The sequence below is a fragment of the Mycobacterium parmense genome, from assembly GCF_010730575.1.
GTDB lineage: Bacteria > Actinomycetota > Actinomycetes > Mycobacteriales > Mycobacteriaceae > Mycobacterium > Mycobacterium parmense.
The window spans coordinates 5,267,119-5,286,826 of sequence record NZ_AP022614.1; the positions used below are offsets into that span (position 1 = coordinate 5,267,119).

The 19,708-nt window shown below is 64.0% G+C and carries 16 protein-coding genes and 5 pseudogenes; 14 read left to right on the forward strand and 7 right to left on the reverse strand.

Features of this window, described 5'->3' with window-relative positions; all coding sequences use genetic code 11:
* The first annotated feature begins 91 nt into the window (after positions 1–91).
* The 7 genes from G6N48_RS24335 (at position 92) to G6N48_RS24365 (ending at position 8,530) form a co-directional block, all read left to right on the forward strand.
* Positions 92–517, forward strand: a complete 426-nt coding sequence (locus G6N48_RS24335; RefSeq protein ID WP_007168451.1) for a Zn-ribbon domain-containing OB-fold protein — start codon at positions 92–94, stop codon at positions 515–517.
* The gene (locus G6N48_RS24340; protein WP_040622299.1) at positions 517–1,659 is read left to right on the forward strand and encodes a thiolase family protein; all 1,143 of its coding nucleotides are present in this window, start codon (positions 517–519) and stop codon (positions 1,657–1,659) included. The genes G6N48_RS24335 and G6N48_RS24340 overlap by 1 nt, the downstream gene beginning before the upstream one ends.
* Positions 1,660–1,725: 66 nt before the next feature.
* Positions 1,726–2,619: an SDR family oxidoreductase gene (locus G6N48_RS24345; protein WP_007168453.1), complete on the forward strand. Its 894-nt coding sequence runs from the start codon at positions 1,726–1,728 to the stop codon at positions 2,617–2,619.
* A gap of 30 nt (positions 2,620–2,649) precedes the next feature.
* Positions 2,650–4,269 (forward strand): class I adenylate-forming enzyme family protein, encoded by a 1,620-nt coding sequence (locus G6N48_RS24350; protein WP_007168454.1) that lies wholly within the window; start codon positions 2,650–2,652, stop codon positions 4,267–4,269.
* 247 nt (positions 4,270–4,516) lie between these two features.
* The gene (locus tag G6N48_RS24355) at positions 4,517–5,638 is read left to right on the forward strand and encodes an acyl-CoA dehydrogenase family protein (RefSeq protein ID WP_050790029.1); all 1,122 of its coding nucleotides are present in this window, start codon (positions 4,517–4,519) and stop codon (positions 5,636–5,638) included.
* Between the two features lie 123 nt (positions 5,639–5,761).
* Positions 5,762–6,847, forward strand: coding sequence for a transposase (locus G6N48_RS24360; RefSeq protein ID WP_224112852.1), 1,086 nt, complete (start codon positions 5,762–5,764; stop codon positions 6,845–6,847).
* 465 nt (positions 6,848–7,312) lie between these two features.
* On the forward strand, positions 7,313–8,530 hold the full coding sequence (locus G6N48_RS24365) for an acyl-CoA dehydrogenase family protein (RefSeq protein ID WP_007168458.1): 1,218 nt from the start codon (positions 7,313–7,315) through the stop codon (positions 8,528–8,530).
* 526 nt (positions 8,531–9,056) lie between these two features.
* Here G6N48_RS24365 and G6N48_RS24370 read toward each other — a convergent pair.
* The 6 genes and pseudogenes from G6N48_RS24370 to fdxA form a co-directional block, all read right to left on the reverse strand.
* Positions 9,057–9,665: an ATP-binding protein gene (locus tag G6N48_RS24370; protein WP_224112853.1), complete on the reverse strand. Its 609-nt coding sequence runs from the start codon at positions 9,663–9,665 to the stop codon at positions 9,057–9,059.
* Positions 9,662–11,068: a DDE-type integrase/transposase/recombinase gene (locus tag G6N48_RS24375; RefSeq protein ID WP_007168461.1), complete on the reverse strand. Its 1,407-nt coding sequence runs from the start codon at positions 11,066–11,068 to the stop codon at positions 9,662–9,664. Before G6N48_RS24375 ends, G6N48_RS24370 begins: the two co-directional genes overlap by 4 nt.
* Before the next feature lie 46 nt (positions 11,069–11,114).
* Positions 11,115–11,267 (reverse strand): annotated as a pseudogene (locus tag G6N48_RS24380) (hypothetical protein); the annotation flags it as partial.
* Positions 11,260–12,147 (reverse strand): annotated as a pseudogene (locus G6N48_RS24385) (DNA-binding protein); the annotation flags it as partial. The pseudogenes G6N48_RS24380 and G6N48_RS24385, both read right to left, overlap by 8 nt.
* 95 nt (positions 12,148–12,242) lie before the next feature.
* A pseudogene (gene dapC / locus G6N48_RS24390) lies at positions 12,243–13,328 on the reverse strand (succinyldiaminopimelate transaminase).
* Positions 13,329–13,390: 62 nt separating this feature from the next.
* Positions 13,391–13,717: a ferredoxin gene (gene fdxA / locus G6N48_RS24395; protein ID WP_007168467.1), complete on the reverse strand. Its 327-nt coding sequence runs from the start codon at positions 13,715–13,717 to the stop codon at positions 13,391–13,393.
* A 348-nt stretch (positions 13,718–14,065) separates the two neighbouring features.
* On the opposite strand from fdxA, the gene G6N48_RS24400 reads away from it, so the two are divergent.
* The 7 genes and pseudogenes from G6N48_RS24400 to G6N48_RS24430 form a co-directional block, all read left to right on the forward strand.
* Positions 14,066–14,344 (forward strand): transposase, encoded by a 279-nt coding sequence (locus tag G6N48_RS24400; RefSeq protein WP_007168468.1) that lies wholly within the window; start codon positions 14,066–14,068, stop codon positions 14,342–14,344.
* Positions 14,341–14,496 carry a hypothetical protein gene (locus tag G6N48_RS24405; RefSeq protein ID WP_154074411.1) on the forward strand — a complete coding sequence of 52 codons (156 nt, stop codon included), beginning with the start codon at positions 14,341–14,343 and terminating at the stop codon, positions 14,494–14,496. The genes G6N48_RS24400 and G6N48_RS24405 overlap by 4 nt, the downstream gene beginning before the upstream one ends.
* A 75-nt stretch (positions 14,497–14,571) precedes the next feature.
* Entirely contained in the window at positions 14,572–15,021 is a 450-nt protein-coding gene (locus G6N48_RS27975) for a DDE-type integrase/transposase/recombinase (RefSeq protein ID WP_007168470.1), read from the forward strand.
* A 403-nt stretch (positions 15,022–15,424) separates the two neighbouring features.
* Positions 15,425–15,658 (forward strand): annotated as a pseudogene (locus G6N48_RS24415) (hypothetical protein); the annotation flags it as partial.
* A 596-nt stretch (positions 15,659–16,254) separates the two neighbouring features.
* The gene (locus G6N48_RS24420) at positions 16,255–17,364 is read left to right on the forward strand and encodes an NAD(P)H-dependent amine dehydrogenase family protein (RefSeq protein WP_007168472.1); all 1,110 of its coding nucleotides are present in this window, start codon (positions 16,255–16,257) and stop codon (positions 17,362–17,364) included.
* 292 nt (positions 17,365–17,656) lie between these two features.
* Positions 17,657–18,325: a cation:proton antiporter gene (locus G6N48_RS24425; RefSeq protein WP_007168473.1), complete on the forward strand. Its 669-nt coding sequence runs from the start codon at positions 17,657–17,659 to the stop codon at positions 18,323–18,325.
* 48 nt (positions 18,326–18,373) lie between these two features.
* A pseudogene (locus tag G6N48_RS24430) lies at positions 18,374–18,856 on the forward strand (transposase); the annotation flags it as partial.
* Between the two features lie 32 nt (positions 18,857–18,888).
* Here G6N48_RS24430 and G6N48_RS24435 read toward each other — a convergent pair.
* Complete coding sequence (locus G6N48_RS24435) at positions 18,889–19,692, reverse strand: IS30 family transposase (RefSeq protein WP_225589814.1); 804 nt, start codon at positions 19,690–19,692, stop codon at positions 18,889–18,891.
* Positions 19,693–19,708 lie beyond the last annotated feature (16 nt).

Below are 19,708 nucleotides of genomic sequence, written 5' to 3' on the forward strand. Positions count from 1 at the left end.
TCGGCACGCTTCAAAGATCCGCGATGGCGCAACGCTCCAAGCGGCGGCGAGGCCAGTCATTGACCGCACGACCCGGAGGAGACGACACACGATGCGTCGACCACTTGAGGACGGCTACTTCACGATGCCCAACGGCGATGAGCAGCCGCGGTTGATCGGTTCCTATAGCCCTGCTGCCGACAAGTACTTCTTCCCCCGCCGCCGCCGCTGTCCGTTGACGGGCGGCCCGGTCGAGGATGTCCTGCTGTCACCAACCGGCGAACTGTACGCCTGGACCTACGTCGAGTCGGCGTGGATGGGCAAGTCCCGGTTCGGCTCCACAGGCGACGGGCACGGTGTCGGCCAAGTTGACCTACCGGAGGGCGTGCGCGTGCAATCCATCCTGCGTGGCGAGATGGGCGACTGGGAGATCGGCATGCCCATGCAGCTTGAGGTCTACCCCCTCATGACCGATGCCGATGGCACTGAGCTGTGCTCGTTCCGCTTTTGCCCTACTCGACGGGGGGCATCTCGGTGATGGCCCGCGACGTCTATGTGATCGGCGTGGGGATGGCCCCGTTCGGCCAGCCGGACGCCAACGCGGCCGACTTGGGCTTCGGGGCCGGTGTCAACGCGCTCGGTGACGCCGGCATCGGCTTCGATGAAGTCGGCTACCTCTACAACGGCTACATCGGCGCCGGTCTGCTCACGGGTGTCACCCTTGCGAAGGATCTCGGGCTTACCGGCATCCCGATCACCCACGTCGAGAACGCGTCGGCCACCGGATCGTGCGCCTTCCATGAGGCGGTCCAGGTGGTGGCGGGGGGGAGCGTCGATATCGCGATGGCGCTAGGGTTTGACGACCTCAATCGCGCCACTCGAGCTATCGGGGGCAGCAAGCCCGGCATTGGCCAGGTGATCCTCCCGGCGGCGTTTTTCGCCATGTGGGCGACACGTCGCATGCACGAAGTGGGCACGACGGTCGAGACCTTCGCCGCCATCGCGGCAAAGAATTGGAACCATGCGCGGCTGAATCCCTACGCGCAACGTCGGGCCGACCATGAGGTCACCGTCGAAGAGATCCTCGCCTCGCGCATGATTTCCTACCCGCACACTTCGAAGATGGCCTGCGCCGCTGGCTCTGGGGCTGCGGCCGCGATCGTCGCGAGCCGCGAGGCGGCAGAGCGCGTGGCCGGTTCACGCCCGCTGGTGAAGGTGGTCGCCAGCCAGCAGCAGTCCGAGCAGTTCGTTGACGGCCACATTTTCATGGGTGCGGTCGTCGGTCCGGGCGAGCTCACCGCGGCCACGGCAAAGGCCGCCTACGACGAGGCCGGTGTCGGGCCGGCCGACCTCGACCTCGCCCACGTGCACGACGCATTCCCCATCGAGGAACTGATGTATTACGAGCTGCTCGGGGTGTGCGCGGCTGGGGAGGGGGACAAGCTCGTCTCCGAGGGCGCGACCAGCCTGGGTGGTCGTATCCCGTTCTCGACCGACGGCGGGCTGATCGGGCGCGGTCATCCCGGTGGGCCGACCGGCCTGGCCCAGATCTGGGATGTGACACGGCAGCTGCGGGGCGAGGCGGGCCCGCTGCAGGTCGAAGGCGCTCGAACCGGGCTTGCTCACATGATGGGCGCGGGCTCGGTCTGTGTCATCCACATCCTGCAGGCCGGGCGGTGACGTCATTCAACACATCCGATAAGAGAGAAATCGCCCTGCGGGGCGACAGCATGGAAGGGAAATCGCGTGGCTGAGCTTAGCTTCGACGGGAGGGTCGCCATCGTGACCGGGGCGGGAAACGGTCTCGGCAAGGAGCATGCGATGCTGCTTGCATCACGCGGCGCGCGCGTGTTGGTGAACGATCTCGGCGGCAGCGTCGCCGGCGTCGGCGCGGACCTGACCGCGGCGGAGGCCGTCGCTCAGGAGATCGAAGCCGCCGGCGGTATCGCGGTCGCCGATGGTCACAGCGTGGCGACCCGAGAAGGTGGGGCGGCCATCGTGCAGGCGGCTCTCGACGCCTTCGGGCGGGTCGACATCGTCGTCAACAACGCGGGCATCCTGCGCGACAAGTCCTTCCACAATCTCACGCCGGAGCTACTCGATCCGGTGATCGATGTCCATCTCTACGGCACCATCTGGGTGACCCAGCCGGCGTTCCTCAGGATGCGCGAGCAGGGCTACGGCCGGATCGTCAACACCTCCTCCGCCGCCGGGATTTTCGGCAACTTCGGTCAGACCAACTACGGGGCCGCGAAGATGGGGGTCATCGGCTTCACACGGGTGCTCGCCCAGGAAGGCGCGAAGTACAACATCAAGGTGAACGCGATCGCGCCGATGGCGCGGACCCGGATGACCGAGGAACTCCTCGGGCCGATCGCCAAGAAGCTGGACCCGGCACTGGTCGCCCCGGTCGTCGCGTATCTCTGCCATGAATCCTGCGATCTCACGTCGAGGATCTTCTCCGTTGGGGGCGGGCGAGTGGCCGAGATCTTCATCAGTGTGACGAAGGGCTTCTCATCGCCGACGCTCGATATCGAAGCGGTCCAGGACAACCTTGAGGCGATCTGCGACCGAGAGGGATACCAGACTCCAACGCAGGCCAACGACGAGATCGGCCTCGTGCTTCAAGCGCTCGGCTGAACACGTACGTACGTTGAGGAGGACCATGCCATGGCCGTGATCGACCTGCTGCGCCAAGCGGTAGAGGACCGACCGGACAAGACCGCCGTCATCGCCGAGGACGGCGCGGCCACTTTCCGCGAGCTCGACGCTGCCAGCAGCCGGGTCGCCCAGCAATTGCACGCCGCTGGGGTGAGCCGCGGTCACAAGGTGGCGATGCTGCTCGCCAACGACCAAGCGATGCATTTCAATGCAGTGTATTTCGGCATCCACAAACTTGGTGCCGTGCCGGTGCCGCTCAATACCCGGTGGGCAGCGCCGGAAAAGCTGTTCGTGCTTGAGCACAGCGACGCCGTGGCGGTGATCACCGGTCTCGCCCACCGGGAGGTTCTGGTTGCGCTTGCCGAAGGCGAATCTGTCGAGATCGGCGGCCGTCCCGGTAGCTTCCAACTTGAGCACTTCTTCGTGACCGGCAGCGAGGCGCTGGATGGATTCACCCCCCTGGGCGACGTGGTGGGCGCGGGCTCTGCGGACGTGCCGCTCCTCGAGCCTTCCCTGAGCGCCGACGACCCGGCGGATCTGCTCTATACGTCCGGCACCACCGGGATGCCCAGGGGCGTGCTGGTGCCCGAGGGCAACCTCGCCGACGAGCCCGGCCAGGCGAGCCTCGGGCAGCTTCTCGGCGCGATGTTCGGCGAGAGCCTGCTTCATGCGGTGCCCTTGTTCGGTTTCACGGGCTGCCATGGCCTGATGCTGCTAAGCATTCGTGCCGGGGTCACGCAGATCGTGTTGCCGCGTTTTGATCCCGAGCAGTTGCTCGCGGCGATCGAGCGCTACCGCGCCACGTCGATCATGGGTGTGCCGACAATGCTGAATTTGGCCATGAAGCACCCCACGGTGGGTGATCACGACTACAGCTCGCTGCAGCTCGTGTTTTTCGGGGCGGCGCCGATCCAGCCCGACACCGTGCGCAAAATGCGGCAGGTGTGGCCCGGAGCGAAGATGCTGAACGCTTACAGCCTCACCGAGGCCGGTGCCGGCGCGGCCTGCATCCTCGGTCCCGACCCAGATGACATCCTTGCCCGGCCGGGCTCGGTTGGCAGGCCCGTAGGATGCGAGGTTGTCGTCGTTGATGACTACGATAACCCACTCCCCCCAGGCAAGGTCGGCGAGATCTGCTTTAAGTCGAAGATAGCTCGGCGCAGCTACTACAAGGGGGAGCAGCCCACCGCGGAACTTTGGAGCGGTGGACTGTTGCACACCGGCGACGTGGGTTATGTCGCTGACGATGGCTACGTCTATCTGACCGAGCGCAAAAAAGACATGATCCTGCGCGGCGGCTACAACATCTTCGCCATCGAGGTCGAGCGCGTGCTGCTCGAGATGCCCGAGGTGCTCGAGGCCGCAGTCATCGCGGTGCCGCATTCGGACCTCGGTGAGGATCTCCTAGCGGTGATCGCGCCCAAGCCCGGGTTCAGCGGCGGCGAAGGCGAACTCACCGCGGAGCGGATCAACCAGTTCTGCCGCCAGCACCTCGCCGACTACAAATGCCCGCGCCACATGGTCGTAGTGGACGAGCTACCGAAGAACGCCATGGCCAAGGTCATGAAAAACGAACTCCGACAGCGCTTCCGAGATCACCTGTTCGATCAAGGGGCCGAAAACAAATGAATGCTCCTTGAATATCGGCTTAACAGCGCGACGGCGGCCATTCCGAGCAGTGTCCGGCGCATAGCCACAGAAGAACCGTAAAGCGAGCGGATGGGGACGGCGGAAGATGCCAAGGCCGGTGAGACAGTGCTTACGCGGAATTGATGAGCGCTTCGGTGTGTGGATTGGTCGATCCAGGCGACGGTAAGGCCGTCCCTATTTCTTTTCGCGACAACAACTGTTTGAAGAGAAGATGAGGTGCCATGTCATGGATTTCATGCTCAGTCCAGAACAGGACGATTTCCGCCAGACTATACAGCAGTTCGTTACCGAACTGTCACCGCTGGCCAAGGTTCGCCAGGCGGTAACAACTGCGCCGGGATATGACATCGACCTTTGGTCTCGCATGAGTCGGGAACTGGGGCTGCCGAGTCTGCTCGTACCGGAGGAGTACGGCGGTGCGGCAGCAACGATGATCGAGGCTGCTGTCGCCATCGAGGAGCTTGGACGCGGCATCGTGCCGTGCCCGCTGTTCGCGACCGTCGCGCTCGGTGTCGCGCCGATCTTGATCGCGGCCAGCCAGGAGCAGAAGAGAGAACTGCTTCCAGAGATAGCCGCGGGCGCTCGTACAGTCACGACTGCTATCAATGAACCGGGTTGCGTTGACGGCTTCGGTGCTGTAGCCATGCGAGCGGCGACAAATGGCGACGCCGTCACGCTGTCTGGGACCAAGATTCATGTGATCGACGGCCATAGTGCGGACACCCTGCTGGTGCTCGCTCTGCCGCCCGGTGACTCCGCTGAGCCGGCATTGTACCTCGTTGACGGTAACGCCGTCGGCCTCACCCGTACACGCGTCGAGACCCTGGACATCACCCGACCGCTGGCCACCCTGACCTTCGACGCCGTCTCTGCGGTTCCCTTGGCTGGCGCGCACGGCGTCGCGCCCATACGCCGTGCGTTAGATGTCGCGAAGACGTTACTCGCAGCGGAGATGGTTGGTGGCACCGAGGGCGCTATGACCATGTCCGTCGAATACGCCAAGGTGCGTCACCAGTTCAATCGGCCCATCGGCTCCTTCCAGGCGATCAAGCACCGATGCGCCGAGATGGCAATCGAACTGGACAGTGCTCGTGCAGTCACTCTCTACGCGGCTCATCTGGCAGCGGAGGAGAGCGCTGACCTCGCCAAGGCGGCCCCCATTGCCGTGGCAACCGCCGCGGCCGGATTTGACTTCACCGCATCGTGGAATGTGCAGATTCACGGCGGGATCGGGTTCACCTGGGAGCACGACGCACACCTCTACTACCGGCGGGCGAAAGCCGACCGGGTACTGCTGGGCTCAGTACGCGAGCAATGGCTCGAGGTCGCTGACCGCATCGGGCTCTAAACACCGCCACATACTTCGTCGGCACGAACAGAGAAAGATGACATGTGGATGGGGACCCCCTCAGCTCAGACGCTCGTTGATATAGGCGTTAGAGGAATTTTTCAGGAGCTCGAGGAGGTCCCGATGACGATGGTAGGCGGTTTCGACGTGCGGCGACAGCAGATCACATTCGATTACGTCGATTATGACGGCTTGTTGCGCTGGGGTCAGATCGGTCCGGCGACCCGGAAAGCGTTGCGGAACTGGCTGGCTGAGCACTGCAGCGATGGGGACGGCCAGTTCGCGCTGGAGGGCTGCCCGGGGTGGCGGTATGTGTGCGAGGAGCTGGCCGCTGCTGGGATCTGCGCGCACCTGGGGGATGCGGCCGAGATTGCCGTCTTACCGGAGCCCAAGAAGCGCGCCAAGACCGACCGCGCCGATACTCGGTTGCTGCGTACGCTGTTGTTCGAGGACCGGTTCCCCGAGTCGTGGATCCTACCCGCACACATGCTGGAGATCCGCACGCTGGGCCGGTTGTACTACACGTTGATGGACGAGCGGCGGGCCTGGCAGCAGCGCATCCATGTCCAGCTGTTCCATCAGGGCTGTCCACCGATTCGGGCGCTGTTATCCGGCGCAGGCCGCGCGGCGCTGGACAGCGTCGACTTGTCGGCGGCGGGCCGGCGGTGCGTTGACACTGCGCTACGGCGCATCGATCAGCTAAGCACCGAGATCGACCCGCTGCCAAGCCAATTAGTCAACTTCGCCCGACGCCAAGCCGGGTGTCAGGCAATGCAGCGCCATTACGGCATCGGTTGGTTGTGCGCGGCGATCATCTGGTCCGAGGTCGGTGATGTCCGCCGATTCAGCAGTTCCCATCGGCTGGTGCGGTTTGCTGGGCTGGATGTCACCGTGTACTCCTCTGATACCAAACGCTCACCAGGGCACCTGTCGCGAGAGGGCTCACCCGAGCTGCGCTGGGCGGCGTTTGAGGCAGCCGAGTGCGCGAGCCGGCGCCGTTCCCTTGATTACGGTTACTACCACAAGCTGGCAGCCAAGCGCGACGGCCACAACGGCAAGAATCCCCACCCTGGCGGTGGAACGCAAAATTCTGCGCCGATGCTATCACCCGCTGCGTGCGTTCGAAGATGGCGCCCTGGCGCTGCCAGTCCCCGAACGCCAGGAGGTGGCCTCTTAAATGATGCGTTGCGCGCCTGCCATGCCCATTAATCACCTGATGCTAATCACCTGATGCCTGCGGCCAGCGCCCGTGTGGTTCCTGTCGCCACTCCGCTGTTGGGTGGACTTCCCGGAAAGATTGAGCGGCCGCGCCTTCGTTGCCCGCACGTCGGGCACCCCATCGATCATCAAGTTGCCGGATATCGTCCGTGGACTCAGATAAGGCTGGGCGCCGGCACACGCGACGCGCGTCTTTCGCCCCACATTTATGCACCGGAGGGCAGCAGATGACTTGAACCACACCGTCTTTTCCTGTTCCCCGGCGGCCAAGTATGCGGCGGATCCTCGTCGGTCTCAAGGTCGTTCGTCCTCGCTACGCTGCGGGCGCTCCGCCTTGACCCCGACCGCGGTCCACCGCCTTCAAGCGGTCGAAAACGAAGCAAAACACGCAAAAAATAACCCAATGGATCCACCTTTACGCGGGTCCTCAACACAGATAAGGGACGACGATTCGATATGGACCTGTCTTATCCCCCGTCAGCTGAGGCGTTCAGGTCACGAGTGCGCGACTTCATCACCGCGAACGTCCCTGCCGACTTCGCTGGAATCGGGGCGTTGGATCAAACCCGGCGGAAGGAGTTCATCCGAGAGTGGCGGAAGACGCTCGCGGACAACGGCCTACTCGCCGTGTTGTGGCCAAAGCGATATGGCGGAGCGGGACTGACCCCACTCCACCAAGTCGTGCTGGCCGAGGAGTTTGCTCGCGCCGGGGTACCCGCCGGAACTGAGAACGACATGTTCGGGATTCAGCTGCTTGGCAACACGCTTGTCGTCTGCGGCACCGAGGACCAGAAGAATTGGTTCTTGCCGCGAATTCTGTCCGGTGATGATCGGTGGTGCCAGGGGTTTTCCGAACCCGACGCGGGATCGGATCTGGCCAGCCTGCGGACGAGAGCGGTTCTTGATGGCGACGAATGGGTCATCAACGGGTCCAAGATCTGGACTTCAGTGGGACACCTCGCCAACTGGATCTTCGCACTGTGCCGCACCGACATGGATGCTCCCAAGCACCGGGGGATCTCATTTCTGCTCGTGCCGATGGATCAGCCCGGCGTGGAGGTTCGACCCATCAAGAATATAGTGGGCCAGTCGATGTTCAACGAGGTGTTCTTCACCGACGCCCGAACCGCTGCAGACAACGTTGTCGGGGAAGTGAACGCAGGATGGTCGGTGGCCATGACGCTGCTGGGTTTCGAGCGTGGAACAAGTGTCACCACCGACGCGATTCGCTTCCAAGCTGAGATCGACCGGCTCTTCGAGCTGGCGAAAGAACGAGGTAAGACTAACGACCCGCATATCCGTGAGCAGCTCGCTTGGTGCTATGGTCGCGTCGAGATTATGCGGTGTCGTGGGTATCAGGCGTTGACGCGCTTCTTACACGGTGAGTATCCAGGTCCCGAGGCCGCGATGACCAAGATCCTCTGGAGCGAGTTCTTCCAACGCGAGACCGAACTGGCGATGGAGATCCTCGAGACGGACGTGTTGACGCTGTCGGGCACGGGAACGAACGGCGCCTTGGCGACTGCGGATGTCGGAACACCGAATTCGTCGCTCGCGTGGGTTGAGTCGGCATTGGCGGCGCGAGCCGCCACGATTTATGCGGGCAGTTCACAGGTGCAGCGCAATATCATCGGCGAGAAACTGCTCGGCCTGCCCAAGGAACCGCGCCTCTAGGATCCGAACAATGCCGGAGCCCGTAGACACCAGTAGTGCCGCTTCCGGTAGATGGGCGGCCATCTCGAATGCGGAATACCTGCGCAAGTGGCTGGGCCTTGGTATCGCGATCGGCACTCGGCGACGCCTGAAAACTGACCCCGTGTCGACGCAGATTTTGACCCCTTCGACCGATTCTCGGCTTGGGCCGAGAGGAGAAAGGAGTTGTTGTCAGTGGACGATTGGCTGAGATCCGCAGACCGCCGCTGTTGAAGATGTTGCCGAAAAGCGGTTCTCCGCGCAGCGGTCACCGTGCCGGTGATGGGTGCGACCAACCGATAATCCATTTTGATGATCATCACCGGCTCGTCGTGACGAAGTATCTTGCGGGAACAGCGGATGACACCGGACCGGATCCGCAGCGTCTTAGGACGATGCGGGCTTGCTCTTTGAGCAGCAAGGCCTCTGTCAATGGCCATTTAGAAGTGTCGCTTGCCAGGGTGATGGGGCCACCTGATTGCCAGGGGGATGGGACCACCGTGGCGCGTTATTGAGGAAGCTCGTCGTCGTGGTCTGGGTCAAGCTGGCTGGGTCGGGTGCGTTGACGGTAGGACGGTCCTTCGATGACGAGGGTGTGGGCGGTGGCCGTGAGTCGGTCGATCGCTGATTGGGCCAGCAGGGTGTCGGCGGTCATGGTCAACCATTCGGAGGGTTCTCGGTTGGAGGTCACGATGGTCGTTTTGGCGCGGTGGCGTTCGACGATGATTTCGTAGAAGTCGCTGGTCTCTGTGGCGCCGAGGGGTCTGAGCGCAAAGTCGTCGATAATGAGGACGTCGATGGTGGTGAGTCGGCGGATCTCGGCGTCGACGGTGTTGTCCAGGCGGGCGGCGCGCAGCCGGGTGAACAGCTTGTCGGATCGGGCGAACAGTACGGAGTTGCGTCGGCGAATTACCATGTGTCCCAATGCTGTTGCCAGATACGTCTTGCCTACTCCGACCTCGCCGGTGATCACGCCGATGCGGCGTTCGGCGATGCACCAGCCGATGCGGGCGAGGGCTTCGTTGTGGGCGCTGTGGCGGTGCAGCATGCCGGGGGCCAGGTCGCGGCCGAACGGCGTGCGCGAGAAACCGTAGTAGGAGATCAGGTTGTCCATCATCGGGGTTGGGCCTCTTCGCCGGTGAGTAGGTCGAGCTGGCCGGGGATCTGGTCGGCCCCAGTCAGGGCGGCGTAGTTGACGCCGCGGGCCAGTTCGGTCTGATGCGCGGTCTCGATCAGCCGCGCGTAGTCGACACCAGTGGGTTTCGGTGGTATCGACGGGGTTTCGGGTTTGGCCTTGGGGTGCGAGTGCCGCCCGATGTGGTGCGGGATCGCTAGCCCCATCGGCACGCCGGCCAGACGCACCTCGATGCGGGTCAAATCGAACGGGTCGAATACCAGCTCCACCTTGCGCCCAACCAGTGCGGGGTCGACCTCGTAGCTGTTGCCGTGCAACGAGACGGTCGCCGTCTTGGTGACGCGGCGGTGCTCCTCCCACAAAAACGCCTCGGTGAGCGCCTCCGGGGCGGGCAGGCCGACCGGGCCAGACGCGCACCAGCGGGCCAGCGGGGTCTGCCCGGTTTCGGAATGGACGGTGCGGTGGTAGACAGTTTCGACCCAGGCCGCAAAGAGCCGGTTCAATTCGGCCAGATCGGCGACGTGGTGGCGTCCGGCGACGTCGGGCTCGCCGGTGATCTCGACCAGGAACTGCTCACGCACGGTCCTGAAAAACCTCTCTATCTTCCCTCGCCCTTCCGGCCGATGCGGTGTCGAATGCACCAGGCGCACACCGAGTTTCGCGCACGCCCTCAACAACCACGTGTCTATATAGGCCGATCCGTTATCGACATACACGGCCTTGGGGACGCCGCGCGAAGCCAGCGCCGGGCGCAGTGCGGCGGCCAGCCGCACGGTGTCCTCGGCATACCCCCACCGATAGCCGGGCAGCAGCCGGGAATGATCATCCAAGAACGCGAATAAATAGGTTTTACGGGCCGCGATCGCGATGCCGTGCAGCGCATCCCCGGTCCACAGGTCGTTGGGGTGCTCAGCCTCGAACCGGCCGAACACCGGCGCCGACCCGCAACCGGTGCCGGCGGTCAGCCCCAACCGGTGGAAGTTGCGTTGCAGGGTCCGCTCATCGGGCGCCCAGCCCAACTGGGTGAGCAGGATCCGGCGGATCGCCGCGGCGGTGCGGGCGGGGTTCTCCCGACGCAGCGCCACCGCCAGCTCCAGCACTTCGGCCGGGGTGCGCGGCGTGCATTGGCGCGGGCTGGGCACCAGCGCATCGAACCCGCCGGCACGCCAGTCCCTAATCCACCGATCGATGGTCTGCCGCGAGATCCGCACCCGCCGCCCAAACGGGTCGGTGTGCTCGCGCGACGCCAACTCGCGCACTATCTTTCCCCGCTCCTTGGTGGAGTGCGCCGGCTCGGCGGCCTCCCGGATCAACTGGTACCGGAACAATCCGATCACCCGGGCCCGCTCGGCCCGCACCCTCGCCTCATCATCGCCGACCACCACCGGCCGCCTCCTTTGCTGTCTTTTAAACACACGACAGCGCACAGGATTACGGCCTCATCTGCCTTGGCGGCAGGGTCGACTCGTGTTGCACCCACTCCCCGGGCCAGCCCGACGCCAACAACCGGCCACCGGAGACCGCCACCGCGACTTCGGCCAGCGACACCTCGGGCAGCGCGAACCGGCGCTCGATCACGGACGAGGACGAAGAAGATATCGCCGATTGGTCCGTTGCCGAAGACCGCACGACCGACCCGCGACAAGACCGATGGATATTCAGTGACATACGGCGTTGCATGAGTGACGTACGCGAGATAGGCGACACCGGCCAGCAAGAACCCGAGAATGCAGGCCATCGCGGTGAGCACTCGACGTGCGTTGACGCCCTGCGGCTTTCGGAAGACGTCGACTGTATTTGGAAATCGCCTCAACCCCGGTCAATGACGAACCCCCGTTGGCGAACGAACGCAGCAAGGTCAGGATCGTCGCGCCCATCACCAAGCCGTTGCCCTGCTGTACCGGCACCGTTCCGGCCAGGTGATGCGGGTCGTACACCGGTAATTCCCAAAATATTTCGCGAATGACACCCACCACGATCGTCAGACTGATCATGGCGATGAAGGAGTAGGTCGCCACCGCGAACGGCATTCCCGCTTCCTTTAAGCCACGCAGGTTCAGGTAGCAGATGACAAGCACCACGCCAACCGTGATGGCTAGGCTGTAGGGACCCAACACCGGGATCGCCGACACCACCGCCACCGTTCCAGCCGCCGACTGCACTGCCACCGTGACCACATAGTCGATCAACAGTGCAGCGGCCGCGACCTGCGCGACCCGGGGTCCGAAATTCTCCCGCGCGCCAACGCCGCCAGCCCGGCCTGGGGCAGCAGTTCGATCAAGATCTGCTCCGGGCCGTATGCGGTCGATGAGATTGCGTCCGGTGAAAGTGCCCCAAGCGCAACGGGATTCGACAACTTCTCGGATGTCAGGTTCTCGGTAATCAGCGGCTTTCCCAGAAAGACGCGCTTGGCTATGTCCCCGACAGTCGCCGGGATACGCTGCTTGCCAGTCGAAGTTGTCACGACCACATTCTTTACCCGAGGTTGAGCGCTAAGGAAGCACTTGGCAACGCCTTCGATGCATTCTGCCGCCCGCCCCCTCCACGCGGGTGCGCAAGCTAAGCGAGGCGGCCGGCCGCGGCGGCGACGCGCTCGTCAGTGGCGGTCAGCGCAACCCGCACATGCTGTGCACCGCGCGGGCCGTAGAACTCGCCGGGCGCCACCAGGATGCCGCGCGTGGCCAACCACGGATGCTGTCCCGGCATGGCTCACCGCGGGTGGCCCACAAGTAGAGTCCTGCTTCCGAATAGTCGATAGCAAAACCGGCTGAGCGCAGCGCCGGCAACAGGGCCGCCCGCCGCCGCGCGTACCGCTCGCGCTGCAGCTTTTCGTGATCGTCGTCGTCCAGCGCGGCCACCATGGCAGCCTGCACCGGCGTCGGCACCATCATTCCTGGCATGTCTGCGTACTGCCAGCAGTTCGACGACCAGGGCGGGATCACCGGCGACGAAACCGGCCCGGTATCCCGCGAGCGACGAGCTCTTCGAGAGCGAGTGCAGCGCTAGCAGCCCGGTGTGGTCGCCATCGCAGATGGACGGATGCAGCACCGACAATGGCTCGGCATCCCAGCCCAATCCCAGGTAGCACTCGTCGGAAGCCACCACAACGCCACGATCGCGCGACCACCCCACCACCTTGCGCAGGTGTTCGGCGCCCAGCACGCGCCCGGTCGGGTTGCTCGGGGAGTTCAGATACACCAGTGTCACCGATTGCGGGCCCAACTGGGTCAGCGAGTCCGCGAGCAGCACCTGCGCTCCCGCCAGCCGGGCGCCGACGTCATACGTCGGATACGCCAGTTCCGGCGCCACGACCACATCCGCTGGGCCCAGGCCCAGCAGGGTCGGTAGCCAGGCGATGAGTTCTTTGCTACCGATCACCGGCAGCACGGCCGCCTTGGTCAGCCCGGTGATGCCGAAGCGGCGGTCAAGGGCAGCCACTGCCGCTTCACGCAGCCGCGCAGTACCGGCGGTTGCCGGATAGCCCGGCGCGGAACTGGCGGCCGCCAACGCCTCTCGGATCACCGGCGCAACCGGATCTACCGGAGTGCCGATGGACAAGTCGACGATGCCGTCCGGATGGGACCCGGCCAGCGCCTCCGCCTCGGCCGACGTGTCCCAAGGGAAATCCGGCAGGGAGGCCGACACTCCCCTGCGAGCGGGTGGTACCCCCAGTCGGCCCATCCCGGGCTTCTGCAGCACCGGCGCGCTCAGTCGCCTTCGCCCTGCGGTGGCAGATCCTTCACCACTTGGGGATCGTTCTCGGTCATGCCGACCTTGGCCGCACCACCCGGCGACCCCAGCTCAACGAAAAAGTCGGCGTTGATCTGCGTGTACTGGCTCCACTGTTCGGGCACATCGTCTTCGTAGTAGATCGCTTCGACAGGGCAGACCGGTTCACAAGCCCCACAGTCGACGCATTCATCGGGGTGGATGTAGAGCATCCGAGCACCCTCGTAGATGCAGTCGACCGGGCACTCCTCAATGCATGCCTTGTCCTTGATGTCGACGCAGGGTTCGGCAATTGTGTACGTCACGGACGTCTCCTCAAGGTGTCCTCCATGTAATGCCCCGTGTGGGCTGCCGTTCGCATTGTCGCGGCGGTTCTGGACCGCTTCCAGACAAAGCGTTTGATTACTGATACTAGACGTTGCACATACACGTCAACCACTTGGCACGCCCGTCAGACCGCAGTGCTATGCACCTAGTCGCACCTAGTCGCACAGCGGCGTGGTGTGCCATTTCTGCTGCCCGGATGGCACCGGCGTACGCGACCTTGGTGTCGCTGTGCGAACAGGCCGGCTCGGGCTACCAGTTACCCCCTGGTTGATCAAGTTCCTGTGGGAGTCCGATGCCCCAGAATTGGGGCGAGGAGGACTCGATTCATGGCACGTCGACGGCATACACCGGAGCAGGTGGTCCGCAAGCTTCGTGAGGGTGAACGGCTGCTCGGTGAGGGCAAAGACCTCGGGGAGGTCTGCCGGCATCTGGAGGTCAGTGAGCAGACCTGGCATCGCTGGCGAAATCAGTACGGCGGGATGAAAGCCGAAGACACCAAACGGCTCAAGGAGCTTGAGCGGGAGAATCAGCGGCTCAAGAAGCTGGTCGCCGAGCAGGCCCTCGACATCGACATGCTCAAGGAGATGAGCCGGGGAAACTGGTGAGCCCCGACCGTCGGCGGCGAGCGGTGGTGATGCTCGTCGAGCGGTTCGGGGTCTCGCAGCGGCGTGCCTGCCGGGTGGTCGGCCAACACCGCTCGGTGCAGCAGTATGGGCCGCAACGACCCGATGGCGTCGAACAGCGGCTGCGCGCCTGACTGCGGGAGATCGCCATCAGCCATCCGCGGTGGGGCTGGCGCAAGGCGCACGCCATCGCCAAGTCAGAAGGCCTCGTGGTCAATCCCAAACGCACGCACCGATTGTGGAAAGACGAACGGCTGCAACGTCCGTCGAAGACCCGCAAGCGGCTGCGCCTGGGCCACAGTGCGGCGCACCGGCGCATGGCGGCGGCCCGCCCCGATCACGTGTGGGCGCTGGACTACCAGCACGACCTCACCGTCGACGGCCGCCAGCTGCGTTTCCTCAACGTCATCGACGAGTTCACCCGCGAGGCGTTGGCGACACGGCCACGTCGGTCGTGGAACGCCGATCAGACCACCGGACTGCTCGACGAACTGATCATGACCACTGGCCGCAAGCCCGAACACATCCGAATGGACAACGGACCCGAACTGACCAGTCACGCCCTCGCCGACTGGGCCCGCTTCGGCTCGGTAGGCGCCGTGTTCATCCAACCCGGCGCACCGTGTTCGGGGGCATTCAGGTTGAGCACTTGGGGGTAGCGATCCGGCACTGACGGTGATCAGTTCGTCGGCCGGTCGTTTCTGCGTTTGGTCTTTGTGGTGTCGGGGCGGCACGGTGATCACGTCGTTGTGGGCGGCGGCCCTCCCGATGTCTCTGGGCGGAGTCTGCGGGAGGGCCGTCTTCGCGCTTGGAGGCGCAGTGGTCACGGTAGAGGCAGATGTCGATGTGGTCGAGCGCAGGCTGGCGGCGGGCGAGTTGAGCTGCCCGGCATGCAGCAGCGTGCTGGCGCGTTGGGGGTGGGCCAGGCCGCGACAGCTGCGCGGTCGGGACGGGTCGGTGCGGTTGTGTCCTCGCCGGTCGCGATGCACCGGCTGCGGGGTGACGCATGTGTTGTTGCCCGTGACCGCGTTGCTGCGCCGTGCCGACACTGCGGCGGTGATCGTGTCGGCGCTGGCTGCCAAGGCGTTGCGGCGGCGGGTGGGGTTTCGCCGGATCGCGGCCGACTTGGCCCGTCCGGTGGAGACGGTGCGGGGCTGGCTGCGTCGCTTCGCCGAGCGGGCCGAGGCGGTGCGGTCAATGTTCACGGTCTGGTTGCGCGCGGTGGACCCCGATCCGGTGATGCCTGAGCCGGCCGGCGGGGTGGTCGCCGATGCGGTGACGGTGATCGCCGCGGTCGCGGGCCCATTTCGATGATCGACCCGACATATCACGTGATCGAGGACCCCGCGAAGGCCGGCAGGCCCGGGGACTCCGGGGAATCCGGGCAACGCAGCGAAACGTAATCTTTTGGCCGGATATCGGGCTGACCCGAGGGGTGTAAATGGCCGAAAGCCGGGCAGTTAGATTCGTTAACTAGTGGGCGGTGTACGTCATGCCCGCGGTCGACGGAAAGGACAGCTGTGAAGCGACTGGCAGCCGTGTTGGTGTCCGTGTTGGGTTTCGCATTCACCGCCAATGGTTACCGGGCGCTGACTAAGCGCCCGTACGGCTCGGTTTTCGCGTCGGAACTTCCAATGCAATCGCTCGGCGTCCAGGTCACGGCGCTGGCGGCGGTGGCTGGGGCTGCTGGGCTTGCGCCACGTCGGGCGAAAGGCCGACGAACCGCTGACCGCTGCGCTCGATGCCGGCCTGGGTCCCGAGCGTCGCACCGAGTCGGGCGATCTATGGAAGCGGCCCGCGCCCGCAGGTGCGACCGCGAAGAAACCTGGCGTGGGACGAATGCTGCGGATCTACCGTGACTACGCGCATGACGGCGATATCAGTTACGGGGAGTGCGGCTCCAGGAACCATCTCGACATCTGCTCCGGTCCAGGTCGGGCCAGTGGGGCGTCGGCAACGTCGGAACGGTGGCGCTTCGCCATTTCGTCGGTAACCCTGCGTACGAGGTGGTCGGCGTGCTCTGTAATCGTCCGGAAAAAGTTGGCAAGGATGCCGGTGAGCTCGTCGGCGCCGCGCCGATCGGTGTGCTTGCGACCACCGACAAGGAAGCCATCGAAGCGCTTGACGCCGATTGCGTGTTCTATGCGCCACTTTGGTCCGATCCCGAAGAGGTCTGCCGTCTGCTGCGCGGGGGCAAGAACGTCGTCGCCTCGGGTGGCGCATGGTGGTATCGAACCGAACACAGCAAGGCGGATATCGACAAGATCGACGCAGCGTGTCACGAGGGCGGTACTTCGTTCCACGCAGGTGGTATCAATCCTGGCTTTGCCGGAGACCTGCTCGTGCTGACGCTGGCCCGAATCGTCAGCCGGATCGACGCTATCCACATCTACGAGGTGGTGAATTTCGGCAAGGACACTTTGAAGTACCTGCACGAGATGGGGATGGGGAGCGATCCCGAAGAGTTTCTGGCCGGACCGAATCTCCTGGGGAACGCATGGCCGTTGTTCGCCCAGTCGATGGCCATGGTGGCGGACGGATTCGGCAAGACGGTCGACAAGTACACAACGGATGTAGAGTTAGGGACGGCCACGCGCGACATCCGGTACGAAGGGGGGCCGACCAGCGACATGCCAGGCTTTAAGGGCGTGATCAAGAAGGGAACAGTCGCCTCACAGCATCACAAGTGGACGACTTGGGTGGACAACAAGACCTTCATCACATTCCACGAGATGTACACGATGGACGAATACAATGCCATTGAGCCGCAGCCTGATTGGGGCGGTCACTATCACTATCGCATCGTGATCGAGGGCGACGAACCCACCGAGCTGATCCTCCAAGCGCCTCCGGATGCGCAGGGCAACTACCCGAAGCCGGGCTACACCTGGACCGCGATGGGCCCCGCGAACGCGATTCCAGCCGTTTGTGACGCCCCGCCTGGATTCCTCACCCATAAGGAGCTCGGGCTTGTGCCGCTGCGCGGCCTGGTGCGCTTGTAGCGATTACAAAACCGCTGGGCCCGAATCAGCCGGGAGACGGCGGGAGGATCCCGCGAATCCGGGCCGTGAGCCACGAGGCCACCGCTCAGGTTTTGCGCGCCGTCAATGAGCTTGCGGACCAGGAGGGTTCTCGCTCCGGCGGGTATTTCGTGCGGGCAGTGGGGGCGATGAAGCCACGTCATCCTTGCGGTCGGGGTCGCTGTCACCTCGGTGCCGGCGGTGTCAAAAATCTTCGCCGACCTGAAAATCCTGGACACACGGTTCAGGCAAGACGACTCTGCATCCGTGGCAGATGTTCTGGCACCTTTTCGCAACGGTGGCCTACTTCATCCTCGGGCTCAAGCTTGTTCCACGCGTCATCAAGCGCATCAACACTTCTCGCTGGAATGTCTTTGCGCGGCAGTCGCCCACCGGCTACCCCATAGCGGTCCTGCTGGCATACTGCGCAGTTGTCGGAGCCCTCGACGTCAACCTCGTCTTCGCGGCGTTCCTCGCAGGTTTTGCCGTCGCGCATAGGAAGCGCAGGATCTTCGCCGACGCGCTCGAGGCAATCGGCAAAGTCTCCTTCGCCTTCTTCATTCCCATCTACTTCGCGATCGTCGGCCTGAAGCTGGATCTCATCCGCGGCGTCTCGGTATGGATGATCGTCATCTTCATTGTCGGCACCTGCGCGATCAAAGTGATGTCGGTATCGCTCGCCGGGCGGTTCGCGGGTTTCCGGGGACTTGACCTGATCAACCTTGCGATCACCACCAACGCCCGCGGTGGCCCCGGCATCGTTTTGGCCAATGTCGCCTTCGACGCCGGCATCATCAGCTCAAAGTTCTACACCACACAGGTAATCGCAGCCGTGCTCACCTCCCAGTTCGCCGGTACTTGGCTCGACTACGTCATGCGTAAAGGCTGGCGGGACTGTCTGAACAACGGTGGATCTGATCTTGGTCTGTCACGCCGAGCGTGAGCTTGGCGGGAAGGACTGACGATGTCAGAAACACTCGATCCTGTGGCGATGGAACTGGATCAACGGCAGCTCGCTGAGCAGCTGCTGGCGCAGGCAAAAGAACAGGGTGTCGAGCTGGTCGGCCCGAACGGGCTGCTGAATCAGTTGACCAAGAACGTGCTGGAGACCGCGCTGGATGCCGAGATGGCCGAGCACCTGGGCTATGACAAGCACGACCCTGCCGGGCGCGGCAGCGGGAACTCCCGCAACGACACCAGGGCCAAGACGGTGCTCACCGAGATCGGCGCCGTCGAGATCGAAGTGCCTCGCGACACCAACAGCAGCTTCGAGCCGCAGATTGTCAAGAAGCGTCAGCGTCGGCTGACGGGTATCGACGAGATCGTATTGTCACTCACGGCAAAGGGATTGACCACCGGTGAGGTCGCTGCCCACTTCGCCGACGTCTACGGCGCCACGGTATCCAAGGACACGATCTCGCGGATCACCGACAAGGTAGTCGCCGAGATGACCGACTGGTGTAACCGGCCACTGGTGCCCGGGCGGATTCCACTCATCGTTGCGAATCAGTGAAGTGTGTACTGACGCTCCCATCGTCGCAGAAGTTCGGTCGGGGTGTTGTCCTTGAGGCACAGTCGTGGGCGGTCGTTGAGTTCATCGGCGATCTGCCGGAGTTGGCCGTCGTCCCAGATGCTGAGGTCGGTGCCCTTTGGTAAGTATTGGCGTACAAGCCCATTGGCGTTCTCATTACTTCCGCGTTGCCAAGGTGAGTGTGGGTCGGCGAAGTAGATCTTCAGCCCTGTCGCCGCCTCGATACGTTTGTGATGAAACATCTCGTTGCCCTGGTCCCAAGTCAGGGTCCGGCGCAGTTTGACCGGCATTTGGGTGAACGTTGCGATCAGGGCATCCCCGACATGCTGTGCCGAATGTCCATTCGGCAGTCGAATCAGCAGTGTTAGACGCATCTTTCGTTCCACCAGCGTTGCGACCGCCGACCGCTGCTGGGCGCCGACGATGAGGTCACCCTCCCAGTGGCCCGCCTGTCGGCGGGTTTGGACGCTCGCCGGTCGCTCGTGGATTGACCGCAGCTTGGTGAGTTGTTTCAGCGCGCCGTCGATAGCGCGATCCGTACCGAGGCCGACACGCTGGAGCGCATTCGGCGGCTGGCAGCCCACTACGACGACGCGACGATCGCGCGTCTGCTCGCACGGCAGGGCGTGATGACTGCGACCGGGCTGGCGTTCACCCGCGACCGGGTTGGCAGCCTGCGCCGCAAACACGGTATCGCCGGGCCGACCGAGCCTGTCGTACCCGTCGGCGACGATGTACGCATGGTCAGTATCGCCGAAGCCGAGACGCTGCTGGGGCACCTCCCGCGCCACTCTC